Origin of the sequence: Parachryseolinea silvisoli (assembly GCF_021190955.1) — a bacterium.
GTDB classification, from domain to species: domain Bacteria; phylum Bacteroidota; class Bacteroidia; order Cytophagales; family Cyclobacteriaceae; genus Ohtaekwangia; species Ohtaekwangia silvisoli.
In genome coordinates, this window is record NZ_JAIOAO010000001.1 from 1,027,954 (window position 1) to 1,048,234 (window position 20,281).

The window sequence follows — 20,281 nt, forward strand, 5'->3', positions numbered from 1 at the left end:
TGCGCACCGGTGTTGATTCTCTTGTATACGATGTCGTTAATATGTATACCGCAGCGTGATGCCATACGTACGGGGGTCGCCGAGTACACCGGCGTAGTGCCCGGCGTTGCCGGCAGCTACAAGCAACTGCTCGAAGTAGTCTTTATCAAACAGGTTGCGCGCCCAAATGAAGGCCGACAGGCCATCGGTGGCGCGGAAACCCAGACGTGCATTGACAAGGGTGTAGCCGTCGACATTCAGGTATTGGGAAGGTGATGAACTCGATGAAAATGAAGAACGGAAATATGTGTCAAATGCGACGAAGAACCGGGCACGGCGACCGAAGAAGTCGCGTTGATTGGACGTTATCTCGCCGCCGAACGACCCCGCCCATTTAGAAATACCAGGCATTTTCTGACCGGAGATATCTTTAAAGGCCGAAGGGCCACCTGTTTCTTCTAACGGCACCGGTGCATTTGTAAAAGACACATACTTGCCTTCCGTATACGTCAGCGCGCCGTAGAACGAGAGGTTGCTACTGATGCGAATATTGCCGTCCAGTTCGATGCCTTGTACACGTACTTTTTCAGCATTAGCCAGGTAGCCACGGTTCACGCCAACTTCGGCGGTTTGCACTTGTGTTTGATAGTCTTCGATCTCGGTGTGATGGAACACCACGTTGAGCGTGGCATTGGCGGCTGGTGAAGTCTTTACCCCCACTTCTACGTGATTAACGGACTCGGGCTTGATGCGTGCCAGGTCAAGCAATATTTCGCCGTTGGCTGTCGGAAGACCACCCAGGTTTACGCCAACGGGTTTATAGCTTGTGGAATAGGTGGCAAAGGAGTTGATTTTCTCGAGAAACCGATAGGCAACAGTCACCTGGCCAGAGAAATTCGACTCGTCTACGTCTGCTTTGAAGGCCTGGTCGGTATATACCAGGCGCTTGAGAGCAATGAGATCTGGATCGTCGGTCTGCAGGCCTCCGTAGGTGCGACGGTCGAAGTCCACTTCTTTCTCGTCGTAGTTAAAACGAATGCCGGGCAGGAAGTGTAGCCTATCGGTGACGGCCCAGTCAAGCTGACCGAAGATAGCCCCACCAAAGCTCTTTAGCCTCGACTTAGTGCTTATACCGTAACCGTCAAACAATCCCGGTGTTTGCCATAGCTCGCTGGTAGTGCTTTGCGAAAAGCGCCACTGCGCGTTGCCGGACTCTTCTATATGGAAGGGCTCTGTTTTCAAGTCCTGACCGATAGCGAAGACGCCGATGACACCGCTCAGCCTGGACGAGAGATCACCCGCATAGCGCACTTCTTGTGTCCATTGTTGGTGAAGCGATGTTGCTTGTGATCGTTGTAGCACGGACAAGCCTGTAAAGTCGCGGTCGTTAGAGGGATCCCAATACCAATAGCGCCATGCGGTTGTCGAGGTAAGTATGCCTGAGCCGATGGTGGCGTCGATGTTCAACGATACGCCGCTGAGGTCGTTGCCGGAGCGCCACGTGGTGTTGTGATCTATTTTACGATCAAACGGATCGCGGCTGGGAAGCTGATAGTTCAGGTCCGCAATGATTTGTTCGAACTGGCGGTATGCAGGGCGCAATGTCGGTGCAACACCCGCCACTACTTGTGCATAGCCGTCAGGACGCTGGCGGCTGGCATCCCCTGCGAGGGTGATCTTAAGTCTTTCGGAAGGTTGGAACAATAGCTGAGCCCGAAAGCCGAGGTTGTTCAAATCGTTTACAGGTTTGTCGGTCACCACATTTTCTAATACACCATCGCGTTGTGTGCCGGAGAACGAAACACGAGCCGCAAACCTTTTACCCAAGGCGCCTGTGATGGAGCTCTTCGCCTGAATATAGCCGTAGTTACCATAGCTTACTTCGAAACTGGCGCCGGGTGTGAAGCTGGGGCCGCGGGTGGTAATATGAAATGCACCCGCGGTGGTGTTCTTTCCAAACAGCGTTCCTTGTGGTCCGCGAAGAATTTCGATCTGTTCGATGTCAATGAAGTCTAATGTTGTTGCGGCGGGGCGAGCATAGTACACACCGTCGACATAGAAACCTACGCCCGGATCGATACCATCGTTAGTCAGGCCAAAGGTAGAGCCTACGCCGCGAATGTTGAGGGTTGTGTTTCGCGGGTTGGAAGAATACAGCTGCACAGAGGGGACAAGCTCTTTTACGCGGTTTACATTGAAGGCTCCCGCATCTTCGACGACGGGGCCTCCTATTACCGAGATGGGGATTGGAACTTCTTGTGCCGTTTCACTGCGGCGGCGTGCGGTGACGACGATTTCTGATAGCAAGCCATCCTCTGTCAAGGTTATTTCAAACGGCTCGCCGTCAAGCTCGTATACCTGCACTTCCTGCGTTTTATACCCTACAGCGCTGATGCGAAGGGAGAATGGAAGTTTTTCAGGGGCGGGAATGGTAAATTGGCCGCTAACGTCGGTGGTGGTGTGATTGCCGGTACCTTTAATGAGTACCGTGGCGCCTTCTACCGGCGTGCTCTTTGCATCTTTAACGACGCCTGTTACGGTTTGCTGTGCGCGGGCCGTCAGTTCCAGCAGCAGCGTAAAGGCGATGATCAACTGTAACGTTTTTTTCATGACTGTTTTGGTTGGTTAACTTCATTTGTTTCATAATGGTGGAATTTTTATGTAGACAATATAATATCCATTAAATTAGTAGACAAATAAATTATGTAACGCCCTCCGTCCAGAGGGTCTTATTTGCTGTCGGTGGGCCGGACAAAACACTCTGACAAGATTGGCGTACTTTAGAACACATACCTTAATCCCCCGTTCCCATGACTGCTATGTTGCCCTACGCTTTCCGATTGGCCTTATTTCTCTTTTTTAATGCCTCTGTGCTGATGGTCGCTGTCACGCAAGCGCAGGGACTTCGCCGACCGTATGCTGGTTATAGCGAGCATCGACACGATGGCCTGCACTACGGCTTTTTCAAACCGGCTGGCTATAATGCTTCAAAGTCTTACCCGCTGGTCGTATATCTGCATGGCGCAAACGACACCCTTTCACGTGAATTAACATTGTATCGGGAGGCTGTTCAGCGCGAGCATCCGTGTTTTATTTTGACACCCAAGAGCGTAAATCCTAATCTCGGGTGGGGTGATGCCTGGCATAGTGCCCACAGCCCGGATATGGTGAAGGTATTGGCAACTGTCGACTCTCTTGTGCGTGTTTATCCGATCAACACCAACAGGCTTTATCTCTATGGCATTTCGATGGGTGGCTTTGGAACCTTCTCTGTACTGTCTAAAGAGCCGGGTAAATTTGCAGCGGGCTATGCTGTCTGTGGTGGCGCGAGTGTGGATGCGGCTCCGCGCCTTTTACAAACACCGCTTTGGATCTTCCATGGTACGGATGACGACATTGTACTGGTGCAATATTCACGCGATGTATACCACGAGATGATCAAGCTCGGAGGTAAACATGTACGCTATACCGAATACCCGGGGGTTAAACACAACAGCTGGGAAAACGTAGCGCGAGAGAAAAGTTTGGTGAAGTGGCTTTTTCTACAGGAGAAGGGCCGCGCACACGGTGCTCCTGAAGCTGTGCAAAGGCTGGCCGGTACTTCTGTGTCTGAAGGTATTCAATTGCATTGGGCCGCTCACGCAGGCTCGGTGCCGGTGGATCAGGAAGTATGGTTCTATCGTGTGTTTCGCGACGGTACGCTGATCGATGAAGTGGCCGGCGACATAGCGCATTACCTGGACGCGAAGGCAACAAGTGGCCAGAAGCATACATATCATCTCGTTGCCGTAAATTATTTTTTTCAACCGTCAGCTGCCTCATTGCCCGTGGCGGTTGGGGGGTCCAAATGATTTCCGTAAACTAGCGGCTGTATTAACATTATGTCCTTTCAGATCGACGTACGAAAACATCTTCTTTATGAAGATGAACATATCCTGGTTTTATATAAACCGGCTGGCCTGATGGTGGAGCCTGACCGGAATGGCCATCCCAACCTGCTACACCAGGTACGTCGTTACCTAAAAAGTCTTGTCCCTGCGGGGGAAGAGGTTTACGCCCAACATCTTCATCGGCTGGATCGCCCCGTTAGTGGTCTAATACTTTTCGCCCGACGGCGGGAAGTTTTACATACGCTCAGCGATCAATTTGCGCAGCGCACGGTGAAAAAATATTATCAAGCTTTGACCATGCATGCCCCTTCACAGCCTGCGGGTATTCTCGAGCATTGGCACCGAAAGGAGAAGAAAAAAGCTGTAGTCGAGGACGTTGAAGCTCCTGGCCTGGAACACATACGACTTGACTATACCGTGAAGCCGCAAGGAGATAATCGCTTTTTGTGGGATGTCACGTTACACACTGGCAAATATCATCAGATTCGCGCGCAGCTGGCGCATGTCGGCTGTCCGGTCATTGGCGACAGTCTGTACGGTTCCGGCACTGCATACAAACCCGATGCTATTGCATTGCATGCTTGCGGATTGGGTTTTATACATCCCGTTACCGGCAAGGCCTTGATGATCGAGCAGCCACATCCGTTTTGATGGCTATACCTTCTCTGGTATAAGATTCTTACGGTACTCGGTAGGCGTCTGTCCTGTAAAACGTTTGAAGATGAGATTAAACGTTGACTTTGATTTGAAACCTGCTTCTAACGCCAGGCCCAGAAGATTGAGGTTCTGCACATCCGGGTCGGTCATGAGCCGCTTGACTTCTTCTACACGATATTGATTTACGAAATCATAGAAATTTTCGCCCGTGCCGTCGTTGATGAGCTGCGATAATTGACTGCGGCTCATCCCGATGTTTTTGGAGAGGGTACTGAGGGTGAGATCGGCGTCGAGGTAAGGCTTCTGTTCATGCATGTGTGTACGCAGGCGGGTGATGAGCAGGGGATCGGTTTTGACAGGCGGTGTCACGCCGATGACTGCGAGGGGTTTACCGAGTGGCAGCGTGTTAAAGATGTCACGTTGCAAAATTCCTTTAAAGCTTAGCGCAAAGATGGAAAGTGAGAATACCCCGGCCGTTGCGCTTTGCAGCCAGCCGCGGCACATATCGAACTGGACGACGGCAAACAGGCTAAAGAGGAAAAACAAGTTGATGAGCATGAATACAATAAGGAAGAATCTGACCCAGGCGATGTTTACATCTTCTGTGTTGGACAGCTCCTGTCGCATGAGCTTCTGGTGCGCAAGCCAGTACGCATGGGTGGCATAGAGGTAGCCCGAAAACTGTATTACCACCAGCAGCCAGAATGCGGTGTGCAACAGGTTGTGGTATTCCGTGACGATGGTCTTCCAACCTTCAGGCTGAAGCACGCCGATGGCGATGGAGAGCACGACCAGCGCGACAAATGGAGCAAAATGCAAAAGGCTGGCGGACGTGAACCATACACGACGGCCCGTGAGCTCGATGGCGTAAAACCGAAGTAAGGGGGCAATGAGAAAAAAGGCGGGGTCGCCAAGGGCATACACGCTGTCGGCCAGGTAGCCGGTGAACCGACCCAGGTAGAGAATCTGGGCAATGCTGAGTGTCATGGCGACCAGAAGGATGGACAAAAAAAGATTGGCGCGGCTTTTCTGTACACTTTTATGATTTAGCAACAACACAACGAACAGGCCCTGGGCCATGCCGCCGTACACAAGAATTACTGAAAGCTGGTGTTTAAATTCTTCCCACATCTGTCAAGTGCTTACGCCCAGAATATACGAACAAAAATAGTCCAGCGACGTGTAAAACGCGTCCATAAGGGTATTAATGGACGCTTTTGGCCGGAGGCGCGGCTACTTTGCCGGTGTTTTTAGCGTAAGACATCGACATGAAAATCTCTATTGTATTCTTTTTATGCCTGGTGGCGCACGGCGCCCTGGCACAGATTTCCGGTACCCTTACCACGCCTGCGGGCGAGCCTGTGGCCTTTGCTACCGTTCTAATACTGCACGCCACCGATAGCACGATGGCAAAAGGTGCCATGACGACGGAATCGGGCACGTTTGGGATTTCCGGGGTGGCCGAAGGGCGCTATTTTGTAAGGTATAGCGCCATCGGCTACCAATCTTTCGACTCGCCGTCCTTTACGCTGACGGGGTCGGCCTATGAACTGGGCACCCAGGTGTTGATTGAGGATGCTCAAACGCTGGGCGAGGTGGTCGTGCAAGGTGAGCGACCACTGTTTGAGCAAACCTTTGACCGGACGATTGTGAACGTACAAAGCAGTGTACTGACGCAAGGCAGCACGGCGTTGCAGGTGCTGGAACGGTCGCCCGGGGTCTACGTGGATGGGCGAAATCAAAGTCTATCGCTAAACGGAAAAAGCAACGTGTTGGTCATGTTAAATGGCAAACCGGTGCGACTGCCCGGAGCACAAGTGATGGCGTTGCTGAATGGCATGAACGGCGGGGATATTGAAAAGATTGAGTTGCTCACCACTCCCCCGGCGCAATACGATGCCGATGGCAGCGGCGGAATGATCAACATTGTTTTGAAAAAACGAGAAGAGACCGGCACGACCGGATCAGTATCTGCGGCAGCGGGTTATGGCTGGGGCGAAAAGGGAAATATCAGCGCGAGCCTCTCTCACCGCACGGCGCGCATCACCGCCTATGGTTCTTATGCCTTTGCACACGACCACCGCCAGGATGGCTGGGCCGCGGTGAGTACCCAAAATATGCCGGCTTTCGGCGGGAAGCTTTCGTCGTATGTTTCCAGTACGGAGCAAGCCACCGCGAATAACCATACGGCTATTGCGGGAGTAGATATTAATCTTACCCGCGGCAAGGTGGGCGGAAGTGTTACATATAACAGCAGTCGCATCTCGCGCCACGTTGCCAATCCCGGTATATATACATTGCTTGAATCGGACTCTTTGTTAGGACTGGACTCCCACATCGACGGAAAAAGTCATTGGAATAATACCATCGCGAATCTTTATGTGGAGCGAACGCTACGCGACGGTGAACAAGTGAATATAGACCTCGACTACCTTTACTATGACCAAAATAGCCCCACGCACGGACGCACTACGTACTATGGTCGCGCCGGCAACGAGGCGGTGCCACCGGGCAGTATCTTCTCTGGTCAGCAACGGGGTACATCTCAAACACCGATCCATGTGGGCGTAGTTAAGGCTGATTATACACGGGCGTTGGGTAAAGATGCACGGCTGGAGACTGGTATAAAGGGAACACTGACACGCACGACAAGTCTCGCACGTATCGAGACACTAGTTGACGGTGTCTGGACCACCAGCGCCCGGTATCGAAACGACGTGGATATGGTAGAGCGAATCGGGGCTGTCTATTCCTCTTTAAACTGGCAGGCCACTTCTGGTCTGAACCTGGTTGCCGGCTTGCGCTATGAATATTCGTATGCGCATGCTAACGCCGACAAAGATGAAAACACTATACGCCGCACGTTGGGTAAGCTCTTCCCAAGTGTATTTGTATCGCGGAAGCTTACGGAAGATGCAACACTACAATTCTCGTATACGAAACGCATTGGACGGCCGTCCTACAATGACCTTACTTCTTACCTGCAGTATGGTGACCCAATGTCGGTATCTACCGGCAATCCGTCGCTGAAGCCCACGGTTACGCATAATTTAAAAGCAGGCTTGATGCTGAGTGATTATTCTTTCTCCCTGACGGCCAGCCGTGATGACCATCCTATTGTTTATAATCAACAAAAAGAAAGTCCCGCACGGGACCTGATGTATCTCGCACCGCAGAACATGGTTTATCAAAATAGTCTGATGTTGCAGGCTACGCTGCCTTTCACGATTACATCCTTCTGGACGATGAGCTATAGTCTGAACGGCGGCTTGCGACAGTTTAAGCTTGATCATACCCGCGAGAAACTTCATAAGACTTACTTCGCTTATTCGCTTAATGGCAACCAGACTTTCTCGTTGCCGTGGAATCTTTCATTGGAAGTTTCGGGATGGTATAACTCTTTGCAGTATGAAGGGTCTAAAAAGATCCAGGGTTTTGGCGTTGTGAATACGGGAATTAAAAAGGAATTGAAGGGAAATGGTGGGAGTTTTCAGCTGACGATGAATGACCTATTCCAATCGATGAAGGTACGCGGCGCTTTTGGTACGCTGACGGAAGAAGCTTTCTCGCTACAGGCCAATTATGTGTATCGTGCCGAGTCGGCACGGGCCAGGATCGTGAAGATCTCGTATACGCGGGTGTTTGGCAATGAGAAATCGGGGCAACGGTCGCGGACCGCAGTCTCAAAGGATGAGCGGGAGCGGATCCGGAAAGAGTAGTATCATTACCTCAAAAAAGCAGCTAACAAAATTTGTGCCGACGCTTTTCCTCCACGTATTCTTCAGCTTTCGACAGATATAAAGATGCATAGCGAATCAGCATATATCGTTCTTCATCTGTCAGCTTGACATCCGTCGCCGAAAAAATGTCACATGTTATTCTGTCGGAGATACCTGGGATTCTCCTGAATTATTTTTTGCACAATAGTTGCTAACGCAAAATTGATTCTTACAAAAAAAAACAAAGGCCATGAAACAAATCATAAACCGAAATGGTCTTTCCGCCAGGCGGAGGATCATTGCACGACTCCATCGCATTGCGAAATGCGTCCAAAACCAAGCGTCGCCGGGAATTTACCTGGGATTGATACTTGCTGCATCAATTATTGGCGCTGCATGCCATGAAAAAAGAAGCCAACAGAACCTAACCGCTGTTGCAACCGATACGTGGCAGTCTCCATCCACTTTAATAAGACAGGGAATTAGAAAACACGATGGTGGGACCGAAAGGCTTGTGTCGTTTGACACGACGCATGCGGATAGTATACCACTTCATTTCACCCCCTCGCTCGCAATGCCGGGACCGCTCTCATTGAAGGATTCACGACGCTCTGCACTATTCGAAGACTCCCTGCGTTATCCCGCGCTTTTCCGGCGTAAGTATCAACCGATCTGGCAAGGTCCGTTTTTTAAACCCGTTGGACCTGCGGACTCGGTGGGTCGAGAATTACCCGGTAAAACCGAGAAGGCTATAAGGAGAAGCTAATCGGCGGGTATCACCCGCCTTTTTTTGTTTATATACCTGACCAACGATTCACGTTGCATAGGCCTGATTTTTTACAAATAGGCCGAAGTACGATCAATACCAACACTATGAAAAAGATTCTGGTAGTCAACTTATTGATATTGACGATCATCTTTCAATCCTGCGGCCCCGCGACACAGGTGACCGGTTCGTGGAAAAACGACAAGGCATCGGGCGCAAAGATTCAAAGTATTATGGTCACAGCCCTTACCGGGCGCGCTAATGCCCGGCAGACTGTGGAAAATGATCTGGCCCGAGCCCTGGAAAAAGACGGTTATAAAGCTGTGAAAAGTTTCGACGTGATCCCTCCCACTTTCACACAGGGGAAGTCTCCTGACAAGGAGGCTTTACTGGAGAAGATCAAAGGCACGGATGTTGATGCGATCCTGACGGTCGCGCTTATTGACCAGGAGACAGAGAACCGGTATGTACCCGGTAGCTACGGATATGCTCCTATGACACGCTTTGGTTATTACGGCCGTTTTTGGGGATATTATAATACCTGGTACCCGACGCTTTATTCACCGGGCTATTACACTGAAGATAAAATATACTTTCTCGAAACCAACCTTTACGACGCCAAGACTGAAGAGCTATTGTGGTCGGGACAGTCGGAGACTTATAATCCGGGCAGCCTGACCGAGTTTTCGAAGGAGTTTTCGTCAGTCGTTCTGGCGAAGATGGAAAAGGACGGCGCTCTGAAATAGCGCATTATTCCTGATGTCGTTCGTGTCGACGAGTGACAAAGGTCGATGCCAGCATGGAGATGGCCAGTACGCCGATGATGACGCCTAGCGAGAGCTCAATCGGAATCTTGACGAGGTCGACAAAGGCCATTTTGGCACCGACAAATACGAGTATCACGGACAGGCCATACTTCAGGTAGGCGAAATATTGCTCAATGCCGGCCAGCGCAAAGTACAACGAACGCAAGCCGAGGATCGCAAAGACATTAGATGTATAAACAATGAAGGGATCTTCTGAGATCGCCAGGATGGCGGGAATCGAGTCCACCGCGAAGATAAGGTCGGTTGCTTCAATGAGTATAACGACCAGGAACAGCGGCGTGACCCAACGGCGGCCCTCGATGCGCACGAAAAAGCGGTCGCCGACGAATGACGTGGTGACGGGGAAGATACTGCTGACGACTTTTATAAACGTATTGTTTTCGGGATCGACTTTGGCCTCCTTTGCTGTCAGCATACGAATGCCGGTGAAGATCAAAAATCCGCCGAATACATACATAAGCCAATGGAAGCGGTGTATGAGCTCGATACCCGCGAATATAAAGCCAGCCCGCATGATCAGCGCTCCAACGATGCCGTAGAAAAGCACTTTATGCTGGTATGCTTTCGGAACATCAAATACACTGAAGATCATGACCATGACAAAGATGTTGTCAACGCTCAATGACTTTTCCAGTACGTAGCCGGTAAAGAATTCTACGGCAAGTTCACGGTCAAAGTGAAGATAAATAAAGAGGTTGAATAGCATGGCGAGCGTGATCCATACGGCTGTCCATAGAAGGGCCTCGCGCACATTTACCTCATGTGACTTGCGGTGGAAGACACCCAGGTCGAGCGCGAGCATAGCCAGGACGAATACATGAAAAAGAAGCCAAAGGAGTGTTGACTCGCTCATATGATGACGATCGGGGGTTTGAGCGAAGATACAACTTTAACGCCGACCACCGACAAGCATCACCCACCGGACGTCGCTTCGATCGTGTAAAAACACCCTGCCCCCTTCACAGTGGATATAGATTCGCAGGTTTTTGAGGGGTGTTAGAAAGGGATTAAAATTTAAGAACGCCTTCGACAGCATACCCCTGGCGTGGGTTATCGCCAGGGGTATGGGCGGGTGGCTACAGGGTTTTCATGTCGATCACAAACCGATAGAGGACATCGCCGCGAAGCATCCGCTCGAAGGCGGCATTGATGTCTTTCATGTTGACCAGCTCCACGTCGGCTGCGATATTTTTTTCGGCGCAGAAGTCCAGCATTTCCTGGGTCTCGGGCAGCCCACCCGCACCGGAGCCGGCTACTACCTTGTTACCCATGGCGAGGGTGAAAGAAGGCACCTGGAACGGTTGCACGGGCATCCCGACGTTTACATATACACCATTGGTACGAAGGGTTGCCAGATAGGGATTGATGTCATGATCGGCAGCGACCGTATCGATGATAAAATCAAACGAGCGTTGTGCGGCCTTCATTTGATCTTCGTCTTTTGTCACCACAAGGCGGTTTGCGCCCAAACGACGAGCGGCTTCGGCTTTGTTGGGCGACGTGCTTAGCACTGTGACATCGGCGCCAAAGGCTGCCCCGAATTTTACGGCCATGTGTCCCAGGCCTCCCAGTCCCACCACGGCCAGCTTGTGACCCTTGCCAACGTTCCATCTACGCAGTGGCGAATATGTTGTAATACCGGCGCAGAGCAGTGGTGCCACGCCTGCCAGGTCGAGCTTCCCGGAGACGCGCAGCACGAAGTCCTCGTGTACGACGATGTAGTTGGAGTAGCCGCCATATACGGGCTGACCATTTTTGTCCCGGTTGTTGTAGGTCAACACAGGACTTACACTGCAGAATTGTTCCTGACCGTTTCTGCAGTCTTCGCAGGTGCGGCAGGAATCAACCATTACTCCCACCCCGGCCAGGTCGCCCGGCTTGTGTTTTTTGGCATGGGTTCCTACCTGGACGATCTTGCCCACGATCTCGTGTCCGGGCACCATTGGAAAAATACCGGGGAACCATTCGTTGCGGGCCTGGTGCACGTCGGTATGGCATACGCCGCAATAGGCGATTTCGATCAGCACATCTTGTGGTCCAACGTCTCGTCTTTCAAAATTCCACGGCGCCAGCGGGGTATCGGCGGCTTGTGCCGCATAGGCTTTGGCTTGAATCATATGCTTTGCATTTTAGTCTGACAAAGCTCGTATATGGCGCCAAGTCAGTCGTTAGCCAATTTGCTGGACGTTGTAGCCAAAATGCGCTGTGATTTTAAATCTCAATTTGCCGCCCGGGAATATAAGTGTCATCTGAGATTGATCGGGTCAATGATCCGGGCGGACAAAAAAAATCCCGACAGTGTTCGCCGTCAGGATTTTTAACAGTTTAAACATTGCTTGTTCATGACCGATTTCCACCCTCCTCGCTAAAAATTCACTCTTCTTGCTCGCCATCAACCAGTTGCATAAACTTCTGTGGCGATCCTGCGGGTGGAACTCGCTCCCGAAAGAGTCAATGCTACGTTCGGCAATTGACTCGATCAGGATTAATGTGGCGCGAAAATAACAGTTTCCGGCAGACTTTGTAGCACAAAAAGAGACAGAGATGCTAAAAAAATATGACCTGAAGCCCACTTTATGGAATGGCGGCCGAGTGACGGGCAAACGACGGGTGAAAATCGCCCCAGGCGATCTGCCCGGCGCCGTTAAACACGTAACATTGTGCCGACAACAAAATCGCCATGCAACAACCGGAATTAGGAAGACGACTGACTGCTTTGCGCAAGGAAAAGAACCTGACGCAGGAAGAATTGGTGGAGAAAAGCCATGTAAGCGTGCGCACCATTCAGCGCATCGAGGCTGGCGAGGTCCTGCCCCGGATGTCGACCGTGAAAATTTTGTTGGGAGCACTTGGAGTGAGCTATGATTCTTTTCTGGCAAAACCTGCCCAGGCTATGGAAACACCCAAAAGTACTTTACCAATTGTAAACCGAAACATTTTGCTGATCGCTGCCCTGGCGGGCGCAGTCTATCTGGTGGCCCAGAGCATTCTCGGGGCGATGGATATTGCATGGATTATCAATCACACCGGTTGGGAGCTCCGGGAGAATACAATCTACACCGGCCTGACCGTCGTTATGGTTATTTCGTATACGTTGTTCGCGCGAGGGTTTATCGCGCTGGGCACTGTTTTCGAACATCCGTTGCTGAAAGTTGTAAGTTATGTTCTCATTATCGCAACTGGCCTTAAAGGCATTTTTGATGTAGCGTCCTTGTCGGTCGAGCTTGCGGACACACTGTGGCTATCGTATACTGTCATTGCTGTGCTTTTTGGTGCGTTGAGTATCGTGTTTGGCATATCGCTGATCCGCCTCCAGGATGGCATGGGTGAGATCTGCCGTGTTGCCGGGATTTTGGAGATTATCATTGGCTGTACACTCGTGACGGTCGTGTTATTCTTTGTTACCTATATCATTTTGATACCGGCTACGGTGCTCGAAATCCTGGTGCTATACCGGGGATACGAATACCTGTCCCGTTCCGAGTCCCCGCAGCTTGCCAGTGATTAACGGCAGAAGTCTATGAAAAAAATATTGTTATACATTTTCGGCGTCCTGGTTGCCATGGCCGCCTGGGCCAGCCTTGTCTTTTTTGCCACGCTAAATGGCTGTTTTCATGCACCCCTGGCAGAGCAACCGACGGCACAGTCCTTTCGGGAAGCAACGGAGGAGGAATTGAACAATCAATTTGTCGGCAACTTTGCGCTGGCGGTTTTACACGACGGTACCGTGGAATACGAGACATTTCATTCGGCGGGTAAGCCGGTTGATCGAAACACCGTCTTTCAAGTGGCTTCTTTGAGCAAATGGGTCTCAGCCTTTGGTATTGTGAAACTGGTGGAGGATGGTAAACTTGACCTGGACGCTCCTGTCGGCCAATATCTGCGCCGTTGGCAGCTTCCACCAGGCACATTCGACAATGAGCAGGTGACGGTGCGGCGGCTTTTGAGTCACACAGCAGGGCTTACCGACGGGCTGGGTTATTCAGGCTTTGAGCCCGGCACACCAGTACAGTCGCTGGAGCAATCGCTTACGCATGCAGCGGATGCGGATGAGGGCGTTAACGGTTCCGTGCACGTGGGCCTAGCTCCTGGCAGTACATTTAGATATTCCGGCGGTGGGTATACATTGCTGCAATTATTGGTAGAGGAAGTGAGCGGTCAGCCTTTTGCGACGTATATGAAAGGCTCCGTATTTGAGCCTTTGGGTATGACGCTTTCAACCTATCGCTGGGATGAAACCTCTGCCGGCGTCCTGGCTGAATTTTATAATCGCGACGGCACGCGTGCTAAACACTATCGTTATACGGCACTGGCGGCAACTTCTTTGTATACATCGCTGGCTGACTTAGAATTATTCTTTCAGGCCCATCTGCACGGTAAGAATAGCGAACCGATCGGCCGGAATATTATTACCCCTGAGAATGTTCAAATGATGCGGAAGCCACATGCGCAACAGATGGGTGTGGACATCTGGGGATTGGGGACGGTACTTTATGCACTGACAGACAACTACGACTTCATTATCGGTCATGACGGTAAAAGCACCCCGCCGGTAAATACGGCGGTTCGCTTGAACCCCGAAACCGGCGACGGAATAATTATTCTGGAAACCGGCAGTCCTCTGTTAGCCACAAAACTAGCCAGCGAATGGGTGTTTTGGAAAACAGGACAGGTGGATACTTTTCTTTTTCCCATGCTGCTTCCGAAAACTATTCAGATTATAGGCGCTGGGTGGGGTATTATCATTGTCGGTACGATCGTGGCGGGCATTATGCGCCGAAGGAAATAGCACCCAGAACGAAGGGGTGACGGCTTAGAGATTAAAAACTCTGCAACCATTATAGACGGTACGCTGGCATTTCTGCGTCTATTTTATTAATATCGTAGCTTGCCGTGATGGCCTGCAAGATAGGATGTTAATTAGGAGATCTGCCTGTGCACTTTTTTTGATTCTGATGGTGTTCAATACCATTGGATATTACTCCTTTCTAGTACTGGTAAAGGAACAAATGGCCGACCGTCTCTCTCGAAAAATTGCTTCCGGCGTTCCAGAACCAGGCGGAGATATGATCTTAAAAATTCCCCTGGCTGTTCCTTACACTACAGGTTCTGAGGAATATGAATCCTCAAAAGGCGAATTTACCTACGAAGGCTCGGTGTACCGGATCTTGAAACAAAAACACTACAACGATACTTTATATGTTGTTTGTATCCATGACTATAAGGCTACCCAGGTCGCCAATCAGATCAAAGACCTTTCCCATGCCTTCGCCGGAGAAGGTAGCCACGGAACCGGTTTAAAATTGATTGACTCTTTATCGAAATATTACTGTTTTACCCGGCATACTATACTGTCTGTAAGTGCCGGATGGTCGCTCGGGCATACTCTGCCGGAGCCCTCCCATCATTATTTCTGCCGCTGGGCGGAGATCATCTTTCATCCCCCCGAAACGAGCGCTTAGTACGTCTTGGCATTTCTTTGTCATCTTTCGTTGCGTGGAAGCCGATGGGCTTCTGTTCACGGAATTATCATTCAGTCTTATCTAATCATTCCAGCCCAATAATGAAAAGGTTCATTCTATCTATTAGTGTGTGCATTCTTGTATGCTCATGCGCAACATCCGTCGAGTATCGAACGCAGTCCAATAATCCAGATGCTTTGCATCGTTCTGTAAAAAAAATAACGGATATTATCGTTCACGACATTTTCTCTCCTCCCGTTGCAAGTCGCATTTACGCATATACTACGGTGGCCGCATACGAAGCGGCCCGCCATGAAGACTCTACCCTGGTATCGCTCGCCGGGCAACTTCATGGTCTTGCGCCGGTTCCCACGCCAGAGCCCGGCGTAGAGTATAGTTTTCCGCTGGCCTCCACCCAGGCTATTCTGCAAACAGGCCGCGCGTACATCTTTTCGGAAGATAAACTGGATGAGTTTTACAGCCAGGTGATGGAAGAGTATCGCAGGTCTGGCATGCCGGAAGAAGTTTTTGATCGGTCAGTGGCTTACGGCAAAGCTGTTGCTGAACATATCATTGCCTGGTCGTCTAAAGACAACTATAAACAAACCCGGTCCTTTCCAAAGTATTCGATTCAGGATAGCCCGTCGACATGGAAGCCTACTCCGCCGGCCTATATGGATGCCGTTGAGCCGCATTGGAATAAGATCCGGACCTTTGTGATTGACTCGGCTTCTCAATTCCGTGGCCAGCCGCCGCCAGCATTCTCTATTGATAAGAACAGCGACTTTTACAAGCTGGCCTACGAAGTTTATGAAACGGGTAAAACCCTCAGCAAGGAGGAAGAGGAAATTGCGCGCTTCTGGGACTGTAATCCTTTCGTGATGAACGTGCGAGGGCACGTGATGTTTGCTACAAAGAAAATCTCGCCGGGCGGCCACTGGATGAACATCGTCCACGTTGCTTGTGAGAAAGCGCATGCCAATGCTTCCCGATCGGCCGAAGCATATCTGCGAGTAGCCCTATCCCTGGCAGACGGCTTCATTGCCTGTTGGGATGAAAAATACCGAAGCCTCTTGATCCGGCCAGAGTCTTATATCAACCAGTATATTGACGAGAACTGGGCGCCTTTACTACAAACGCCCCCGTTTCCGGAATATATCAGTGGTCATAGCGTAATCTCCAGTGCCGCGGCCAGCGCACTCACGGAAGTTTTCGGTGATAACTTTGCTTTTACCGATTCGACAGAGATCGAGTTTGGCCTTGCCGTCAGAAGCTTCCCCTCATTCTTTGCAGCCTCTAACGAAGCAGCCCTGAGCAGACTGTATGGCGGCATTCATTACCGTCCTGCGAATGAAAATGGAAAGATTATGGGTCTGGCGGTGGGTGCATTTATCAACGAACGACTGCGCACCCGGAGCAAAAAAGAAGCAAAAGCCTAAGCCGCTATGGGGTTATTGTCAAACCGCCTTCATTATCTCTTTCGTATAGCATGCGCCATGTGCTTTATCGGCCATGGCGCCTTCGGCATCATCACCAAGCAGATTTGGTGTAATTACTTTGGTGTTTTTGGCATTGGAGAGGCACTTGCTTACCAGCTGATGCCCGTCGTGGGGAGTATCGACATCCTCCTGGGCTTGATCCTTATCGTCTACCCTATCCGCGCCGCGGCGGCCTGGCTGGTGTTCTGGGGACTGTTTACGGCTTCGCTGCGGCCGCTTTCGGGCGAGCCCTTCGCCGAGTTTCTGGAACGTGCAGGCAACTGGGGTGCACCACTGATCCTACTGATGTTGTCGGGGCCTATTGGCCCGGGTATTCGTTCCTGGTTTAAGAAAATGGAGCCTGGTACGACCTTATCAGAAAAACAACTACGTTCCACTGAGCTGTGGCTCAAAATTATCGCCTGCACGTTGCTGGTAGGACATGGCTGGCTGAACCTGATCGAGAAGAAAGGGTTGATTAATCAATATACTTCTTTGGGATTTCATGCGCCGGTTTTAATGGCACACATTGTTGGAGTTCTAGAGGTAGCTGGCGGGCTTTCATTCTTGATCCGGCCCGTGAAACATGTGGTGCTGGTATTCTTTGTCTGGAAGATGGCGAGTGAGCTATTCTATCCAGCGTGGGAATTGTTTGAGTGGGTGGAACGCGGCGGAAGTTATGCTGCCCTTCTGGGATTGTTTCTGGTTCTTCACTATAGATCTCATGTCGGAAGGCTGGTACCCAGGGCTGCCCTGGGATAGTGATGCCGGGTTTAAATAAAAAAGCCCTGGTTCAGGTCTGTTCAGTACCTAAACCAGGGCTTTGAAAATATTTTGTACTAGAAACTCGACAGGGAGATTCCGACAGTGAAAGTACTGAAATCAACAGGCTGGCGATTCTGTGACAGGCCGTCTTTAAACAGGTCGGTCATGTTTGCGTAACCGAAGACGCTGAAGTTTCCTACCCCAATCTTACCAAATACGCCATAACGGAATTTGTTGAGCCCAAAGTCTTGTTTGTCTTTAAGCTTTTTCACTTCACCATCTTCCTTGTATTTGATCTTGGCGAAGGAGTCAAACATGTAGCCTACCCGTCCACCAATAGAGATACGGAAACTGCGGGCAGGGTCTTCCGGATTTGTACGGAAGCAAAGCTCGAGCGGTACTTCCACGTAGTTGGTGATGAGCATCGATTTTTTCAGGTTTGAGTACCCGGCAGTGGCTGGGGACACCATAAAAACGGAGTCGGCGTTGTAGGCCAGGGTATACTCGTTTTTGAATTTAAAACGCTCCATACTGAGGCCGATGCCAGGGATGAAGCTGAATCCGGATTTGAGGATGCGGATGTCGTATTGATAATAGATATTGACGGTTCGGGAGCCCCACAGTCCCAGGGAGAAGTTGTCGGGAGCACCAGAGGCGCGGTTAACCCCTAGCTCCAGGGTGAAATTTCCAGGGATATCCGGATGGCCTTTTCTTTTCGTGGTGGTGGTGGAGGTTTCCTGCCCAAAAGCCTGAGCCACAAGTGCGACGAACGCAATAACTACCGCAATTCTTCTGATCATGTACTTTTTTATTCAATAAATACGTTCAAAAATACCCTTAATTGTGGTCCGGGCCAAACCAGATATTTTGTAAAGTGAATTATTTCTTTACATTTGCACTCCCAAATCACACTGGGGCACATAAAACCAAGGGTGCGTAGCTCAACTGAATAGAGCATCTCACTACGGATGAGAAGGTTCGGGGTTTGAATCCCTGCGCGCCCACTGAAAAGACCGAGGTATCGATACTTCGGTCTTTTTTTATGGAAGAAAGTATCTGCATGCCCAAAGGATGGGTTGGATGGCAGAAAAGTTGAAAACAGAGGTTTGAAATGTCCTAATAGTTGTGCGTTGGTAGTGGGAGAAGTGCACATGGCGGCTCTCACGGCACCACTTGAGAAGATTTCTGCCAGGTTTGCGTTAAGCTATCAGGAAATACCAGGCTGGCAAGGCCATCAATATTTGTCCCTTTTATTTCAGGGTGTATGAAGGGGAGCAATTGTTTAAAGGATCCAACGCTCCATTGCCCCCCTTTGGTCAAGATTAGTTCAATGCTCCAGCAGAATGGCACCGAGGTGCCATGCATGTTGATGCATCGGGGAGGGGTGCTAATTGCCCCACGACATATCCCCCTGGACCCGGGGGGTTGTACCTACAGATCTTCGTACAAAGATCATCACATTCCAGCAATGGAATTTCTCTACAGATGGTTCCATCATAGTAGAAGTTTGGATCAATGACGCTTTCGCTCTTCAGCAACGTGGAAGCGAACGTTCCGAGCACGGCAAACACAAAGGCCGCGCAGCATAGGGTTATTCGTAGTTTCATACAATTGTGGGATTAGTGGAAAAATTATTTAAAAACGACTGACTCGGATTTCGAAAAGTACTTCGCGTTTAATTCGTTAATTTCAAGGTATTGGTCATACAATACGATGAGCGTATTTTCAACTACTCTAAATTCTCTAAAGCTCTTACCATTGAACTTGGGTATGTAAAAGCTGAACTTATACGTCCCGTCTTTCAGGTCGTATACATCAACAGCAGACTGCAATTTGAAAGCGTCTTCATACTCATTTTTTGAGAGCAGCGGCGACTTTACAAATAACAAGCCGTTAGACACACAGCTCGTTTCATTTACAGTTACCGGAGGGGTATCCATAGTGTACGCTCTTTCAGACGAGATCGCTGCCCCTGACACTTTTGCATGGCTGATGGTATCGATCGTATTTCCACGATACAATACGTTCATGCTGGTATCCATCACCATATATTGATTCCTGTAGTAGTACAAGTAAACAAGTTTTCCTGTCGATCGATCATAGTGCAACATCCCATCTGTGCAGAATTTGCCATCTATTTGTTTTTGCAATATTCCAGGCGCAAATTTGACATAGGGGCTATCTGCCTTAATCCTTCCCAAAACCTGTTCATCTGTTAGACTGCTTATTGACTTGATTGCAAATGATTTAGAACTAAACGGAATGCCATCGATGAAATAAGCAGCTTTGTCGAACATGAAGCTGTCTGCTTTCCATTCGTTCAACTTACCACGATAAAGACCTGGCATCACCCCGTCCATGATATAAAAATATGGATCCATGACGCTAGTCCGGGGTCTTTTAAATTTTAATCTCTCTACGTTTTTTATCTTCAATGTTATTTCTGTACTATCGGTTAGCGCTATTCCGGTACTGTCTTTCTCTTTCGTTTTCAAAACAAGAAGATGCAGATAGGCCGTAACATTTGCCAGATAAACATGGTCCCTGGTGGCCCCGGCTATGTAATAGGAATTATACTTCAGCTCCGCCCCACTGATACTGCTAAATGCATCTTTCAGAACAATCCTCAAAAAACTGTTATTTTTCCGAATGTGCTGATTAGAAAAACTATATAGTGCCAACACCAGCAGCGCACTTAGTATGGCACAACTCAACAGGAGGGTAATAGGTCTTTTCAT

Annotated in this window: 15 protein-coding genes and 1 tRNA gene; 10 read left to right on the plus strand and 6 right to left on the minus strand. The window is 50.0% G+C overall.

Features of this window, described 5'->3' with window-relative positions; genetic code table 11:
• Positions 1-36: 36 nt before the first annotated feature.
• The gene (locus K7P01_RS04330; protein WP_267290207.1) at positions 37-2,589 is read right to left on the minus strand and encodes a TonB-dependent receptor; all 2,553 of its coding nucleotides are present in this window, start codon (positions 2,587-2,589) and stop codon (positions 37-39) included.
• 200 nt (positions 2,590-2,789) lie between these two features.
• Between K7P01_RS04330 and K7P01_RS04335 the strand changes: the two genes are divergently transcribed.
• Both K7P01_RS04335 and K7P01_RS04340 read left to right on the plus strand, forming a co-directional pair.
• Entirely contained in the window at positions 2,790-3,830 is a 1,041-nt protein-coding gene (locus K7P01_RS04335) for a carboxylesterase family protein (protein WP_267290209.1), read from the plus strand.
• A gap of 30 nt (positions 3,831-3,860) precedes the next feature.
• Positions 3,861-4,520 (plus strand): RluA family pseudouridine synthase, encoded by a 660-nt coding sequence (locus K7P01_RS04340; RefSeq protein WP_267290211.1) that lies wholly within the window; start codon positions 3,861-3,863, stop codon positions 4,518-4,520.
• A gap of 3 nt (positions 4,521-4,523) precedes the next feature.
• On the opposite strand, the gene K7P01_RS04345 is transcribed toward K7P01_RS04340, so the two are convergent.
• Positions 4,524-5,657, minus strand: coding sequence for a helix-turn-helix domain-containing protein (locus K7P01_RS04345; RefSeq protein ID WP_267290213.1), 1,134 nt, complete (start codon positions 5,655-5,657; stop codon positions 4,524-4,526).
• A gap of 137 nt (positions 5,658-5,794) precedes the next feature.
• Between K7P01_RS04345 and K7P01_RS04350 the strand changes: the two genes are divergently transcribed.
• Together K7P01_RS04350 and K7P01_RS04355 are read left to right on the plus strand one after the other, a co-directional pair.
• On the plus strand, positions 5,795-8,245 hold the full coding sequence (locus K7P01_RS04350) for a TonB dependent receptor (protein ID WP_267290215.1): 2,451 nt from the start codon (positions 5,795-5,797) through the stop codon (positions 8,243-8,245).
• An 873-nt stretch (positions 8,246-9,118) separates the two neighbouring features.
• On the plus strand, positions 9,119-9,757 hold the full coding sequence (locus K7P01_RS04355) for a DUF4136 domain-containing protein (protein ID WP_267290217.1): 639 nt from the start codon (positions 9,119-9,121) through the stop codon (positions 9,755-9,757).
• 4 nt (positions 9,758-9,761) lie between these two features.
• Here K7P01_RS04355 and K7P01_RS04360 read toward each other — a convergent pair whose 3' ends face one another.
• Both K7P01_RS04360 and K7P01_RS04365 read right to left on the minus strand, forming a co-directional pair.
• Positions 9,762-10,691: a TerC family protein gene (locus K7P01_RS04360; protein WP_267290219.1), complete on the minus strand. Its 930-nt coding sequence runs from the start codon at positions 10,689-10,691 to the stop codon at positions 9,762-9,764.
• A 223-nt stretch (positions 10,692-10,914) separates the two neighbouring features.
• The gene (locus K7P01_RS04365; protein WP_267290221.1) at positions 10,915-11,955 is read right to left on the minus strand and encodes an NAD(P)-dependent alcohol dehydrogenase; all 1,041 of its coding nucleotides are present in this window, start codon (positions 11,953-11,955) and stop codon (positions 10,915-10,917) included.
• Positions 11,956-12,518: 563 nt separating this feature from the next.
• Here K7P01_RS04365 and K7P01_RS04370 point away from each other — a divergent pair.
• From K7P01_RS04370 to K7P01_RS04390, 5 genes are all read left to right on the plus strand, one after another.
• Complete coding sequence (locus K7P01_RS04370) at positions 12,519-13,346, plus strand: helix-turn-helix domain-containing protein (RefSeq protein WP_267290224.1); 828 nt, start codon at positions 12,519-12,521, stop codon at positions 13,344-13,346.
• Between the two features lie 12 nt (positions 13,347-13,358).
• Positions 13,359-14,627, plus strand: a complete 1,269-nt coding sequence (locus K7P01_RS04375; RefSeq protein ID WP_267290226.1) for a serine hydrolase domain-containing protein — start codon at positions 13,359-13,361, stop codon at positions 14,625-14,627.
• A gap of 220 nt (positions 14,628-14,847) precedes the next feature.
• The gene (locus tag K7P01_RS04380) at positions 14,848-15,300 is read left to right on the plus strand and encodes a hypothetical protein (RefSeq protein WP_267290228.1); all 453 of its coding nucleotides are present in this window, start codon (positions 14,848-14,850) and stop codon (positions 15,298-15,300) included.
• 197 nt (positions 15,301-15,497) lie between these two features.
• Positions 15,498-16,739: a vanadium-dependent haloperoxidase gene (locus K7P01_RS04385; RefSeq protein ID WP_267290230.1), complete on the plus strand. Its 1,242-nt coding sequence runs from the start codon at positions 15,498-15,500 to the stop codon at positions 16,737-16,739.
• A 6-nt stretch (positions 16,740-16,745) separates the two neighbouring features.
• Positions 16,746-17,540 (plus strand): hypothetical protein, encoded by a 795-nt coding sequence (locus K7P01_RS04390; protein ID WP_267290232.1) that lies wholly within the window; start codon positions 16,746-16,748, stop codon positions 17,538-17,540.
• 77 nt (positions 17,541-17,617) lie between these two features.
• On the opposite strand, the gene K7P01_RS04395 is transcribed toward K7P01_RS04390, so the two are convergent.
• A complete protein-coding gene (locus K7P01_RS04395) occupies positions 17,618-18,343 on the minus strand; it encodes a PorT family protein (RefSeq protein ID WP_267290234.1) in 726 nt (241 codons plus the stop codon).
• Between the two features lie 130 nt (positions 18,344-18,473).
• On the opposite strand from K7P01_RS04395, the gene K7P01_RS04400 reads away from it, so the two are divergent.
• A tRNA-Arg gene (locus tag K7P01_RS04400) sits at positions 18,474-18,547 on the plus strand.
• Positions 18,548-19,174: 627 nt separating this feature from the next.
• Here K7P01_RS04400 and K7P01_RS04405 read toward each other — a convergent pair.
• Complete coding sequence (locus K7P01_RS04405) at positions 19,175-20,281, minus strand: hypothetical protein (protein ID WP_267290236.1); 1,107 nt, start codon at positions 20,279-20,281, stop codon at positions 19,175-19,177.